This window comes from Cupriavidus sp. YAF13 (genome assembly GCF_052113425.1).
In the GTDB taxonomy this organism is placed as follows: Bacteria; Pseudomonadota; Gammaproteobacteria; order Burkholderiales; family Burkholderiaceae; genus Cupriavidus.
In genome coordinates, this window is sequence record NZ_JBFRDD010000070.1 from 50555 (window position 1) to 63530 (window position 12976).

At 68.3% G+C, this 12976-nt stretch carries 12 protein-coding genes; 1 reads left to right on the plus strand and 11 read right to left on the minus strand.

The window, feature by feature from the left end:
* Positions 1–63: 63 nt before the first annotated feature.
* Positions 64–2472: a hypothetical protein gene (locus AB4061_RS35895; RefSeq protein WP_441640882.1), complete on the minus strand. Its 2409-nt coding sequence runs from the start codon at positions 2470–2472 to the stop codon at positions 64–66.
* 19 nt (positions 2473–2491) lie between these two features.
* A complete protein-coding gene (locus AB4061_RS35900) occupies positions 2492–4021 on the minus strand; it encodes an SLC13 family permease (RefSeq protein ID WP_441640883.1) in 1530 nt (509 codons plus the stop codon).
* A 158-nt stretch (positions 4022–4179) separates the two neighbouring features.
* Here AB4061_RS35900 and AB4061_RS35905 point away from each other — a divergent pair, with 158 nt between their 5' ends.
* A complete protein-coding gene (locus AB4061_RS35905) occupies positions 4180–4917 on the plus strand; it encodes a GntR family transcriptional regulator (RefSeq protein ID WP_441640884.1) in 738 nt (245 codons plus the stop codon).
* A gap of 21 nt (positions 4918–4938) precedes the next feature.
* Here AB4061_RS35905 and AB4061_RS35910 read toward each other — a convergent pair whose 3' ends face one another.
* From AB4061_RS35910 to AB4061_RS35950, 9 genes are all read right to left on the minus strand, one after another.
* A complete protein-coding gene (locus AB4061_RS35910) occupies positions 4939–5535 on the minus strand; it encodes a GNAT family N-acetyltransferase (protein WP_441640885.1) in 597 nt (198 codons plus the stop codon).
* 109 nt (positions 5536–5644) lie between these two features.
* Positions 5645–6241: a hypothetical protein gene (locus AB4061_RS35915; protein ID WP_441640886.1), complete on the minus strand. Its 597-nt coding sequence runs from the start codon at positions 6239–6241 to the stop codon at positions 5645–5647.
* A 72-nt stretch (positions 6242–6313) separates the two neighbouring features.
* Entirely contained in the window at positions 6314–7246 is a 933-nt protein-coding gene (locus AB4061_RS35920) for an MBL fold metallo-hydrolase (protein WP_441640887.1), read from the minus strand.
* Positions 7247–7265: 19 nt separating this feature from the next.
* Positions 7266–7952 carry a 2-hydroxychromene-2-carboxylate isomerase gene (locus AB4061_RS35925; RefSeq protein ID WP_441640888.1) on the minus strand — a complete coding sequence of 229 codons (687 nt, stop codon included), beginning with the start codon at positions 7950–7952 and terminating at the stop codon, positions 7266–7268.
* Between the two features lie 33 nt (positions 7953–7985).
* A complete protein-coding gene (locus AB4061_RS35930) occupies positions 7986–8234 on the minus strand; it encodes a DUF1289 domain-containing protein (RefSeq protein WP_441640889.1) in 249 nt (82 codons plus the stop codon).
* A 78-nt stretch (positions 8235–8312) separates the two neighbouring features.
* Positions 8313–8834 carry a YbaK/EbsC family protein gene (locus AB4061_RS35935; RefSeq protein ID WP_441640890.1) on the minus strand — a complete coding sequence of 174 codons (522 nt, stop codon included), beginning with the start codon at positions 8832–8834 and terminating at the stop codon, positions 8313–8315.
* Positions 8835–8848: 14 nt separating this feature from the next.
* Entirely contained in the window at positions 8849–9784 is a 936-nt protein-coding gene (locus tag AB4061_RS35940) for a hydroxymethylglutaryl-CoA lyase (protein ID WP_183032151.1), read from the minus strand.
* 117 nt (positions 9785–9901) lie between these two features.
* Positions 9902–10843, minus strand: coding sequence for a 2-hydroxyacid dehydrogenase (locus tag AB4061_RS35945; RefSeq protein WP_441640891.1), 942 nt, complete (start codon positions 10841–10843; stop codon positions 9902–9904).
* Positions 10844–10938: 95 nt separating this feature from the next.
* Positions 10939–12975, minus strand: coding sequence for an acetyl/propionyl/methylcrotonyl-CoA carboxylase subunit alpha (locus AB4061_RS35950; RefSeq protein ID WP_441640892.1), 2037 nt, complete (start codon positions 12973–12975; stop codon positions 10939–10941).
* Position 12976: the final 1 nt, after the last annotated feature.

Consider the following 12976-nt stretch of genomic DNA (forward strand, 5'->3'; position numbering starts at 1 on the left):
AGCGCGCGACCCCGATGACCGGCGCACCAGCGCGCCGGTCACGCCCTCGCCGCGCGCCATGCCTCACGCGAAGGTGATGAACTGAGCCGACGACCACACCTTGCCGTCGTCTCGTTCCCGGCCATGGAAGTACACCGGGCGGTGGCCATGGGGTCCGTTCACCGGCTCGACGTCGACCACGCCGCTCACGTCCACCGGCAATGCCTTGTCGGTGAGCCGCTCCAGCGCGATAAACAGTTCCGTGCCACCCAGCTCCAGCCGCAGGCCGTCATTGGCAAGCAGTTCGGCGCCGCTGACCTCCCAGCGAAAATCCGGCGCATGGGCAAAGGGATTGCGCTGCAGCGGATCTCCCACCTTGATGAAGCTGTCGATGTGCCCTTCGATCACGATGCGCGCGGCAGCGAGGTTGCTCACGTCGATTTCCACGCTGTCCGCATCGCCATAGGTATCGCTGCGAAAACCGATGTCGGTCGCGCCTTCGCGCCAGCAGGCTTCTTCCTGATGCTCGAAGCCGTGCCCGCCGAAGCGGTGGATCGTGCCATTGAGAATGCGGATGCGGCCTTGCCAGGCGGCCCAGCGATAGCGGTCGCGGATCCGCGCGCCGCCCCAGCGCACGCGGATCAGGCGCTCGGAGAAGCCGGCCTCCCGATGCAGGTTGCGCTCCCAGATCAAGCCATTGTGATCATAGGCCGCCAGGTACTCCCAGCCAGTCTGGCCGAGGAAGCGATAGTCGAGCCGGGCCGGGCCGCGATGCGAGGCCGGCAGCGAGAACGCATCGCCCTGCACGAAATCGCCGCAGCGCACCAGCAGCGCCGTATGCTCGCCGGTACTAGCCCAGGTGTGGCGCGCGCGCAGGGCACGGCCAATCGCCTGCCGGTCCAGCCGCTCGGCCAGCACGCCGGTCAGGCCGCCGCGCACGCCGAACACCTGCACGCCGGGCGGGCCGCCGCCGGGGCGGCCGCGGTGCTCGTCGCCGCTGGCTGCCACGCCCAGCTGGTAGCCGCGCGCCATCACATCGCGGTACAACCAGTCGAAATGCCCCCAGCTGGAAGCGATTTCCACCAGTCGTTCCAGCTCGGGATGATGCCAGTCCGGGATGTAGCGCCGCCCGCCCACGTGCGGCATGATCAGGTGCTGCTCGGGCGCGCCGACATAGGCGTCCCATAGTTCCTCGACCGGCCAGCGCCCCAGCTCGGCCGCGGTGCCCTTCATGTCCTCGTTCCAGACCAGCGTGCGATTGTGTTCGCCGCGGGCGTTGTAGGGAAAATCCGGCGCGCCGTCGCCAAGGAACACGACGTTGTGATCCCCCCCGGCCGTGGAGCTGCCGCACCACTCCTGCACCGGGTATGCGACAAAGCGGCCGGGCTCGTTGAAGGTTTCCACGGCTTCCAGCCCAAGCTGCCAGTTGGCATCGGTAATCTGGAAATCGTTGACCGTGTAGCCAAACACATCGATGCCGCCCACGTCGCGCGCATAGGCCGCGTTGTAGGCCGGGCTATTGGTGCCGACCGTGTCGTGCGCATGCACATGCAAGTCGGCGTAAAAGGCGCGCGGCGCACCGGCTGCGTCGAAGACCGATAGCCAAGCCGAGCCCTTGGCGACGCGGGGCGCATCCGTCAAGGTGGCTTCCAGGCGCAGCGTGCCAGTGCTGGCGGGCAGGTCGTCGATGCCCACCGATGCCCAGCCCGCCTGGGGCATGGGATAGTCGCGCTGGAGGATAAGCTCGTTGCCTTGCCACGCGGCAAGGCGGATCGAGCCGCCCGCCGCGGCGCAGATATTGCCCCACCTGTCCATCAGCGAAGCCCTGAGCGGCAACGGCGTGCCCGGCCGGGCAAAGCGCGGCGCCTGCAGCAGGACCTGCGCCGGCTGCCCGGCATGGATATCGATCACCGCATCGCCCGGCACCGCGACGAAGCGCGAAGTGCCGAGCGGGTCCACATAGAGCCGGAAGCGAAAGCTGTCTTCGATAAAGGTCTGTACGCGCGTGCCGGGCCCACCGCGGCGCCGGTCGCCAAGGCGGATCAGGATGTGATCGCCGGCATTGAGGTAGCCATCGACAACGTCGACGATGATCGCCTTCTGGAACGGACGCTCATGCCCCTTCTGCTCGAAGCGCACGTTGAGCGATTGCACGCTCGCTGGGCTCTGGCCGGGCACAAGCGGCGCGGCCTGGTATTCGGCGCTGATGTAGTTGGCGCCGCCCGGGTCGGTGGTCTGGAACAGCGCCCAGTCGGAGTAGAACTTGAAGGTCGCCTTGAGCCACGCGCCATCCGCCACGCCGGAGGCACCGACCTCGTAGTCGAGGATGATCTCGGCCCATTCGCCCGCTTCCAGCCGGCTCACGGAGCAGCTCACCCGGCCGGCGAACGGCAGCGCCTTGTTCTTCTCGTACAGGCCGGCGGGCGCGTGATGCGTGCCCAGGCGCTCGCGCAGCGCGGCGTAGCGCGCGGCCAGTGTTGTCTTGTCGGTCATTGGGGGGGGAACTCCGATGTCAATGAAATGGCCACGGCGCGCTGGCATCCCACACCGGGATGCCCAGGTAGGCGTACCAGGGCGCCATGACCAGCAGGCCGTAGGCAATACCGATCAGCACCGACACCACGCCCACGCGGGCATAGTCCGACGTGGTGAAGGTGCCGCTGCTATAGGCCACCACGGCCGCGGTGATCTGCGTGGGCAAGATGTAGGCAAAGCTGTCGCTGTCGCACACCAGCAAGGTGAACGCGGCGGGATGCAGCCCGAGCTTGGGTGCCAGCGCCAGCATGATCGGCGCGATCATCGTCACCGCGGCCACGTTGGACAGCATGGCCAGGCGCGCCACGTGCGTGCCGAGCATGACGATCAGCAACGCCAGCCACCACGGATGGCCCGCGGCGAAGCGGTACAGCCAGTCGGCCACCCACGGCGCCAGGCCGGTCTCGCCAATCGCGGAGGACAGGCTCAGCGCGCCAGCCAGCAGGAAGAACGTGCCCCAGATCGTGCGGGCCTGGATATCTTTCCAGCCCAGTCCCGTCCACCCGGGCACGAACAGCGCCGCCAGCCCGAGCAAGGCCACGATTTCGGAAGGCAGGCCATGCCACGACTCGGTCGCCCACAGCACGGCCACCACGGCAAACACCGCCAGGATCGTCTTGGATTGCACACCTGCCGGCGGCAACGCGGCACGCTCGGCGGCAATCGCAGCCTGGCCGCCAGGCAGCCGGACCGCGCGCGACCTGAAGTAGGACTGCACCCACAGCTGGGTCAGCACGAACATGCCCAGGTACGGCCATTGCAGCTTGAACCAGTCGAGATAGGAAATGTGCAGGCCGAGGTTCTTCTGCAGCAGGCCGACGATCACCATATTGGGCAGGTGCGCGGTGAGAATGCACATGCCGCTGATCATCGAGCCATACACCAGCGACTGAATCACGATGGCCTTCTTCGCGCTGCGCTCACGCGGCGAGTCGCCGAACAGGCCCACGATGCCGTTGACGACCGGCAGCAAGGTGGCCGCGCGGGCATTGGCCGCCGGCACGAGAAAGCCCAGCACGAAGTTGACCACGAACATCACCCAGATCACGCCGTTGGCGGTACGCGTCTTCAGCTTGTCGAGCAGGAACAAGGCGATCCGCCGGTCCAGCCCGGCCGCCTGCATGATGGCCGAGAAGATGAACGCCGCCAGGCACAGGAACACCACCGGCGTGGCAAAGCCGCTGGCCGCCTTGGAGAACGGCGTCACCGCATGCGCCAGCACCAGCAGCGCGGGGATCAGCATGCCGCTCACGCCGACCGGCACGGCCTCGCTCATCCAGACCAGGCTGGCCCAGGCCACCACGGCCAGCGTGGCACGGCCCGCGGGCGGCAAGCCCTGCGGCTGCGGGAGCACGAACAGGATGACGAAGAAGGCGATCCACGCGGCCACGAAGCCCAGCTGCGCTTTGCGCAATGGCCCCAGCCGGAACCAGGCCGGCGGCTTGTACAGGTATGCTTGCCAACCGGCTCGCGAATGCGCCGATGGCGGGTTGAGGGGAGAGTTCACTGCGGCTCCTTGGCGGTTTCCCGATACGCACGTAAGACGCCGCACTGGTCAGTCCGGCCTTGGAAGGCAATAATACGTTTTAATACAAGATGTCCAACGAAGGCATTGGCATATTGTTATGCTGTTTTTCACAAGCCTTTGATACAACAGGGTTTTACATGAGTGTTGCGCGTGAGAACGCCATTTCACTGTACGAACAGATCGCAGATTTGTTGCGCGAAGAAATCCAGAAGCGGCGCTTCGACCCGTCCGGAAAGCTGCCTTCCGAGGCCGAGCTGGGCGAGCGTTTCGGGGTGAGCCGGGTCACGGTGCGCCTGGCGATCACGCGGCTGGTTGACGCTGGCCTGGTCGAGCGCAAACAAGGCAAAGGCACCTTCGTGGTCGACAAGCGCCTGCGCCATGGCCTGGATACACTGCGCGGCTTCTACGACTCGCTGGTGCTGCAGGGACACGCGCCAGAGATGCAGCTGGTCGCGCTGGAGCGGATCGCCGTGCCGGCCCGGCTGCGCGGTATCTTTCCCGCCGCGCTCGGCCACTGCATCGCCTTGCAGCGCCTGCATCGTCTCGATGGCGAGCCGATTGCGCTCGCCGAGACCCACATCGCGTGTGATGCCACGCCTGGCTGGGAAGATGCCGAGCGCAATCCGTCCTACACCTTGATCGGCCAGTTGCTGGGCATGCAGGTCGACCGGGCCGACCTCGTCATCCGCGCCCGCTCGGCGGGCCAGCACCTGGCTGCCGTGCTGCAGACCTCGCGCACGCATCCGCTGCTGGAACTGGAGCGCACGTCGTTCCTCGCGGATGGCGCGGTTTGCGAGCACACGCTGTTTTCCATACGTTCGGAGCGGTATGAGTTCGCGCTCAATAGCGCGGGGGGCGTGCGGGTGCCGGCGTGAGTGGCTCGTGAGTGGCTCCCTTCATCTCGCCTCCCCCTTGTCTTGATCCTTGCCTTTGTCCCTGGACGGGCCGGCATTGCCGTACCACGGCGGCACCAGCGAGTACATCGCCGCCGAGCACGGCACGCCGTGCAGCACCAGCCGGTTGCGGGCGATGCATTCGAACTGCGCGCCGATCTTCTGCGCGACGGCGCGGCTGACCACGTTGTGCTCGGCGGCGACCACTTCCAGGCGCGTCAGCCCGAGGCGGTGAAAGGCATAGCATGCCATCAGCTCTGCCGCGCGCGCGCCCAGTCCCTGCCGCTGCCGGGTCTGGCGGATCCAGTAGCCGAGGTTGCCGAAGTTGTAGTCGCGGTTGATCTGGTTGATGGAGACGCCGCCATATAGCTCCCTGCCGTCCGGGGCGAATACGCCGATGTCGTAGGCCTCGCCCATGGCCATGCTTTCCCTGCACAGGTCGACCCAGTTCTCGGCATCGCGCACGCTATAGCCCGCGTGGCACCACGGCAGCCATTTGCCCACGGTCTCGAGCGATTCGTGCACGGCGGCCACGAACTGGGGCACGTCGGGATAGCGGAAGGGGCGAAGGAGGAAGCCTTGGCCGTGAAGGGCTTGCATGGTGCATCCTTGGGACTCGGTCAGCGCGGGACCTTGCCGGCGCGCGCATCGTGGGGCATGACGCGCCCGGCGTGCATGCCAGTGCGGCGAGCGTCGTGGCCAGGCCGCCTCATCTCGGCCTCATGGCTTCGCCAATCAGCAGCCTGGCCTGCACGCGCGCATGCAGCAGCGCCATGTCGGCATGGCGCAGGCTCGGGTGGCGGCTCAGCGCGGCCATCACCTTGCCGGACTGCTGGATCGAGCCAGCGCCGGCATCGGCGGCGGCACGGTCGATCAGCGCGTCGATCTCCGCGTCGGACAAGGGTCGGGCGATGCAGGCGGCCAGGCTCAGTGCCGTGTCGTCGAAGCGGGCGCCGTCGTCGAAATGAATGCAGCCCTCGATCATCACAGGCAAGCCTTGCTGGTCGATCTCGCCAAAGCGCAGCTCGCGGATGTCGACCGCATGATGGCGGCCGTCGAGGTAGAGCGAGCCGTCGATGTAGCCGGGCTCCGGGTTGAGCGGGAAGACGAGGCGCTTGCCCGCCAGTTGCTCAAGGCTGTAGGTGGGCAGGTCCATGCCGTCGAGCCGGATCGCCGTGCGCACCGGCGCGCCGCCGAGCACGAATGGCGCCAGTTCTATCTCGAGGTCGGCGCCGTGCGCGTGGATCGTCGAGGCGCAGAGATGCGCGACCAGCGGGTGAAGCAGTGCGACGGGAAAGGCAGGCATGGACGGTTTCCTCGCAAAGGGTCAGGGACAGGCGCCTGGGCATGGTGGCGCCCGCATTACCAGCGTTACCGCTCAATCCCGGTTGTACACCTCGCCGCCTTCCTCCGCCAGCGCGCCGGCGGCGGCCAGCGACGCCAGGATCCGGTCCAGGATGGCCGCCATGTCCTGCGCGGGCATGAAGCGCGCATGGATGCGCTGCATCAGCGGCGCCTGCGCCATCCACGCCAGCAGCGCGTCGCGCCGCATGCGCTGCTGCTCCAGCAGCTTGAACTTCACCAGCACCTTGATGGCATGCGTGGCGTTGCGCCCGGCATCGGCGCTGAGGTAGGCCAGCCGCCCGGCAGCAACGTCAAGCGCGGCCGCCACGTTGGTGAAGGGCCGCCCGTGGCCGGGAATCACCACGCGCACATCCAGCGTGGCGATGCGCGCCAGCACGGCCGCCTGCTCGGCGAAGCCGCTCTCGCCGTCGAGTTCCGGGAAGATCACGCCAAAGCCGTTTTCCCACAGCGCATCGCCGGAGATCAGGATGCCTTCCTGCGGGGCGAACAGCATCACGGCATGGGGATCGTGGCCGGGCGCGCCTACCACCTGCCAGTCGAGCCCGCCCAGGCGCAAGGTGTCGCCGTCCTGCACCACGTCATCAAAGCTGAAGCGGTCGCACTGCTGGCCGGTGGCGCGGTAGCTCAGGGCGTCCACGTCCCAAGCGCGCACCGCCTCGGCCTCCGCGGCGGGGATCAGCGTGCGCGGCTGCCAGCGGCGCTGCAGCGTGGCGTTGCCGCCGCAGTGGTCGGAGTGCAGGTGCGTGTTCACCAGGCGCCGCAGCGCCCGCCCGCCGAGGCCGGCCTCGACCAGCGCCAGCGTCTGTGGCGCATGCGTGACGTAGCCGGAATCGACCAGCGCGGTGTCGTCGCCATCGATGAACAGGATGTTGTTGGCGGATAGCCAGCCGCGCTCGAAAACGCGCATGGTGCCGGGCAGGTTTGGAGGCGTGAAAGTGGTTGGCATCGGGGTGTCGGCAAATCAGCTAGTCAGCGCGCGGCGTGGGAGGCGGCGGTGCATCGGCGCGCCCCGCGCCAACCGGCAATGTGGCGGCGGCACGGAATGCGTCCGAGGCAAAGAAAGGATCCTGGGCAAGCCGCGCGGTGAGCATGTCGAGCGCATCCAGGCCCCAGAACAACTGCCCCCCGGCATCCCCTTGCAGCGCAGCAGTAGGTACGCCGAACACGCCGCGCGCCAGCGCTTCGTCCCCGTTTTCCCGCAGGCGCGCCTTGACCGCCTCTTGCGCCAGCGCAGCGGTGGGTACGCCCAGCGCACCGCACAGCGCATCGAACTCGGCCTGCTGCTGGGGCACGTGGCCTTGCTGCCAGACGAAGCGGAAAACCGGTGCCAGCGTGGCGTGCGAGAGCCGGCCTTCGAGCTCCAGCGCGACCGCCAAGCGCAGCAAGGGCAGCGGATTGAACGGGTGCACGGCGGGCATGGCGAGCGGCGTGCCGTCGCGGTGCGCGATCCAGGCAACGTGCTCGAAGGTAAAGCGGCGCTTGGGCGCGATCTCGGCCGGGCCGACGTTGCCCCAATGGCGCAGCAGCCCGGCAAACAGCAGCGGCACGTAGCGCACCGAGACATCGGCTGGCAAGGCCCGGGGCAAGCGCTCGAACGCCAGGTAGGCGAACGGTGAGATCGGGTCGAAGTACCAGTCGATGGCGGTTGTCATGGCCGGGTCACGCGGTGTTGTGGGTGCAATGCATCATGGCGCCGCCCTTGCGGCCAACGCCGCGGCGCGCTGCGGCAGCAGCAGCCAGATCCTGCGCCGCCCGGCCTCGTCGCTGCCGGACCATGCGGCGATCTCCTCGATGGTGCGCAGGCAACCTTCGCAATAGCCGCTCGCGGCGTCCATGCGGCACACGTTGCGGCACGGCGACGGCACGGGCTGCGCGCGCTGGGCGGCTTGCGCGCCTCGCGTGAGCTCGGTGACGAGGCGGGTGGCTTGCGACATCGCCTTAGCCCTCGTCCGGGATGCCGCGCATGACACGCCTCATGCGCATGAGGCATGTGACGCGTACAAGCAGCGGCTTCATGCGGACTGGCGCTGCGCCACGTCGGCCACCTCGGCCCCGGTCATGCGCTGCAGCTCTTGCGGGGTGAGGTTGAACACGGCGTGCGGATGGCCGGCGGCGGCCCACAGGCTGCCGTAGCGGAACAGGTCGCTGTCGAGCAGCATGACGGGCGCCACCGCGTGGCCGATCGGGCAGACGCCGCCAATGGCGTAGCCTGTCTTCTCGCGCACGAACCTGGCATCGGCCTTGCCGAGCGGGCCCACCACGGCGGCGACCTTGGCTTCGTCGACGCGGTTGCTGCCGCTGGCGATCACCAGCACCGGCGCGTCGTCGGCGACGCGGCGAAAGATGATGGACTTGGCGATCTCGGCCACCGAACAGCCGAGGCCGGCCGCTGCCTCGGCCGAGGTCTTGCCGGTGGCGGGCAGCATGACCACGGGCTTGTCGTGGCCAAGGCCGGCCAGCAGGCCGGCCACGCGCTGCGCCGCTTCGGGCAGCGCGGCGGTGTCGTTGGCGTTGTCGGGAGAGTGAGCGTTCATGTCGATAAGGTTCCTTATACGCAGGCAGGCGCAGCGTCCGCGGCGGCGCCCCACTTGGTCAGCAGCGCGCGTCCCACGCGCGAGCTGTTGGCGCGGCCGATCGACTGCGAGATGAAGTCGCCCGCGCGCACCACCTGCTCCAGGTCCACGCCGGTGTGGATGCCCATGCCATGCAGCATGTACAGCACGTCTTCGGTGGCCACGTTGCCGGTGGCGCCCTTGGCGTAAGGACAGCCGCCGAGTCCTGCCACCGAGGCGTGGAAGATCGAGATGCCGACCTGCAGGCTGGCCAGGATGTTGGACAGCGCCTGGCCGTAGGTATCGTGGAAATGGCCGGAGAGCCGGTCGATGGGGAATTCGGCGGCGACCGCGTGCATCACCTCCTGCACCCGGCCCGGCGTGCCCACGCCGATGGTGTCGGCGATGTCGATCTCGTCGCAGCCGAGATCGCGCATGCGGCGCACCACGTCCACCACCGCGTGCACCGGCACCTCGCCCTGGTAGGGGCAGCCCAGCGCGCAGGAGATGCTGGCGCGCAGGCGCAGGCCTTTCTCCTTGGCAGCGGCGGCGACAGGCGCGAAGCGCTCGATGGATTCGGCGATGGAGCAGTTGATGTTCTTTTGCGAGAACGCCTCGCTGGCGGCGCCGAAGATCACGACCTCGTCCGCCGACGCGGCCACCGCGCCTTCGAAGCCCTTCATATTGGGCGTGAGCACGGAGTACAGCGTGCCCGGCCGGCGCTGGATGCGCGCCATCACGTCGGCGCCATCGGCCATCTGCGGCACCCATTTGGGCGAGACGAAGGAGGCGGCTTCGATGTTGACGAAGCCGGCGTCGCTGAGGCGGTTGATCAGGTCGACCTTGACCTCGGTCGGCACCATCGCCTTTTCGTTTTGCAGGCCGTCGCGCGGGCCGACTTCTACGACTTTTACATAGTGGGGCAGGGTCATGATGTCTCCTCGCTGTCTGGTTGCTGCGCACGCGTCGCAGCGTGCGCGATTTAACTAATGTGCGGACATTGGGCCAGGGCACCCGGCGCAAACGCTCCGCCCCGGCGCCCGGCTTGCTCAATAGCCGCGTTGCAGGTCGACCACGCCGGCGATCGGCTGGCCCGCGCCCAGCGCGCGGATCTTGGCCGCGATCTGGGCGACGCTATCTTCGCGCAGCGTCAATGCCGCGATATGCGGCGTGATGGTGATGCGCGGCTCGGCCCAGAACGGATGCCCGGCGGGCAGCGGCTCGGTGCGGAACACGTCGAGCGTGGCGCCGGCGATCTGTCCCGACTGCACGGCAGCCAGCAGGTCTTGCTCGACCAGGTGCGGGCCGCGCGCCACGTTGACCAGGTAGGCGCCCTTGGCGAGCTTGCCCAGCAGGCCGGCGTCCAGGATGTTCTCGGTTTCCGGCGTGAGCGGCAGCACGTTGACCAGCACGCGCAGGCCATCCAGGAACGGTGCCTGGCCAGCTTCGCCGGCAAAGCCCTGCACCCCTTCGATATCGCGCGCCGTGCGGCTCCAGCCGCGCACCGGGAAGCCGAAGCCGGCCAGCGCCTGCGCGATCTGCGCGCCGAGCGTGCCCACGCCCATCACGCCCACAATGAAATCGGCGCGGCGATGCGGCTTGAGAAAGCGCCAGGTGCCGGCCTGCTGGGCCAGCGCGTATTCATCCAGGCGGCGGAAATAGCGCAGTACCGCGTGCGTCACGTAATCGATCATCTGCGCGGCCATGCCGGCATCGTCCAGGCGCACGATGGGCACGCCGGCCGGCAGCGCATCCGGGTCGGTGTCGCGCAGGCTCAGGATGCCGTCCACGCCGGCGCCCAGGTTGAACACGGCTTTCAGGTCGGTACGCCCGCGCAGCATCTCGAGCGGCGGGCGCCACACCACGGCGTAGTCGACCGGCTCGTTCTTGCTGTCTTCCCAGGTCAGGCATTGCGCTTCGGGCAGGGCCTCGGCAAAGCCGTCGATCCAGGGCTGGTAACGGCCGTCCGGTACATACAACTGCAACTTCATCTCATCTCCACTCTGGTCTTCTTTCTCTTCCATTTTCGCAGAGGATGGGCACGGCCTGCGGTTTTCTTGCAGCGGGAGCCGCCTGAAGCGGCGGCTCAGCCGTTGCCGGCTTCGAAGGACAGCAATTGCGCGCCTTCGCCGACCTGCTCGCCCACGCCATACAGCACCTCGCCCACCACGCCGTCGGCCGGCGCGCTGATGGTGTGCTCCATCTTCATGGCCTCCATCACCAGCAGCGGCGCACCGCGCGCGACCCGGCTGCCGGCCTGGACCATGACCGCGATGACCTTGCCGGGCATGGGCGCGGTGAGCTTGCCGCCCTCGCCTTCGCCCTCGGCGGCATGCGCGAGCGGGTCGATCCAGGTGAGAGCCACATGGCGGTGGCCGCTGAACACATGGAAGGTATCACCTTCCGCGTGGACCTGCCCACGGGCGCGCCGCGTGCCGAGATCGACACGAATATCGTCCGCCGCGCACTGCGCCCGGAACGGCGCGGCCTGGTCGGCGAAGAACAGCGTGCTGCCGCGCGCATCGGTGGCGAGCGTCACATCGGCAACATGGCTGCCCGCCAGGCCATCCACCGAGAAACGCAGGGTGCGCCGCTCCCCGCCATTTAACCGCCATGCGCCCGCATGCTGCCAGGGCGAATGCGCGTCGGCCGGGTCCACGCGGCGCGCGCGGGCTTGCGCATCCAGCAGCGCCGCCACCGCCAGCGCGATCACTTCCATGCCGACCGGCGCAGGCGGCGGGAACAACGCCGCCTGGTTGCGCTCGATCAGGCCGGTGTCGAGGTCCGCCGTGCGGAACGCCTGCGAGGTCACCAACCGCCGCAGGAAAGCCACATTGGTGGACAGGCCCACCACGTGGTATTCGGCCAGCGCCTGCGCCATGCGCGCCAGCGCTTCCTCGCGGTCGCGGCCCCACACGATCAGCTTGGCGATCATGGGGTCGTAGTACGGGCTGATGGTGTCGCCCTCGCGCACGCCGGAGTCGATGCGCACGCCGGCCGGGCCGTTGCCGTCCTGGCCCAGCGCGAACGCGACCGCTGCCGGTGTGCGCAGGTAGCGCAGCGTGCCGGTGGAGGGCAGGAAGCCCTTGTCGGGGTTCTCGGCGTAGACGCGGGCTTCCAGTGCATGGCCGCGGATTTGAAGCTGATCTTGCCTGAGCGGCAGCGGCTCGCCCGAGGCCACGCGCAACTGCCACTCCACCAGGTCCTGCCCGGTGATCATCTCCGTGACCGGGTGCTCCACCTGCAGGCGGGTGTTCATCTCCATGAAGTAGAACGAGCCGTCCTGGTTGGCGATGAATTCCACCGTGCCAGCGCCCACGTAGCCCACGGCCTGCGCGGCGGCTACTGCGGCTTCGCCCATGGCGCGCCTGCGTTCGTCGCTCATGCCGGGGGCCGGCGCTTCTTCCAGCACCTTCTGGTGGCGGCGCTGCACCGAGCAGTCGCGCTCGAACAGGTAGACGCAGTTGCCGTGCGTGTCGGCAAAGACCTGGATTTCGATATGGCGGGGGCGGGTCAGGTATTTCTCGACCAGCACGCGGTCGTCGCCGAAGCTGGCATTGGCCTCGCGCTGCACGGACGCCAGCGCGGCTTCGAAGCCTTCGCTGGCTTCCACCACGCGCATGCCCTTGCCGCCGCCGCCGGCGCTGGCCTTGAGCAGCACCGGGTAGCCGATGCGGTCGGCTTCGCGGCGCAGCAGGGCGGGCTCCTGATCCTCGCCGTGGTAGCCGGGCACCAGTGGCACGGCGGCCGCCTCCATCAGGCGCTTGGCCGCGCTCTTGCTGCCCATGGCGCGGATGCTGGAAGCCGGCGGGCCGATAAAGACGAGGCCGGCTTCGGCGCAAGCTTCGGCGAAGCCGTCGTTCTCGGAGAGGAAGCCGTAGCCGGGATGGATGGCCTGCGCGCCGGTGGCCTTGGCCATCTCGATGATGTGATCGCCGCGCAGGTAGCTGTCGCGCGCTGCCGCGCCGCCGATATGCACGGCCTCGTCGCACAGCGCCACGTGGCGCGCGTTGGCGTCGGCGTCGGAGTAGACGGCTACCGTGCGGATGCCGAGGCGGCGGCAGGTGGCTGCCACGCGGCAGGCGATTTCGCCGCGATTGGCGATCAGGATCTTGTTGAACATG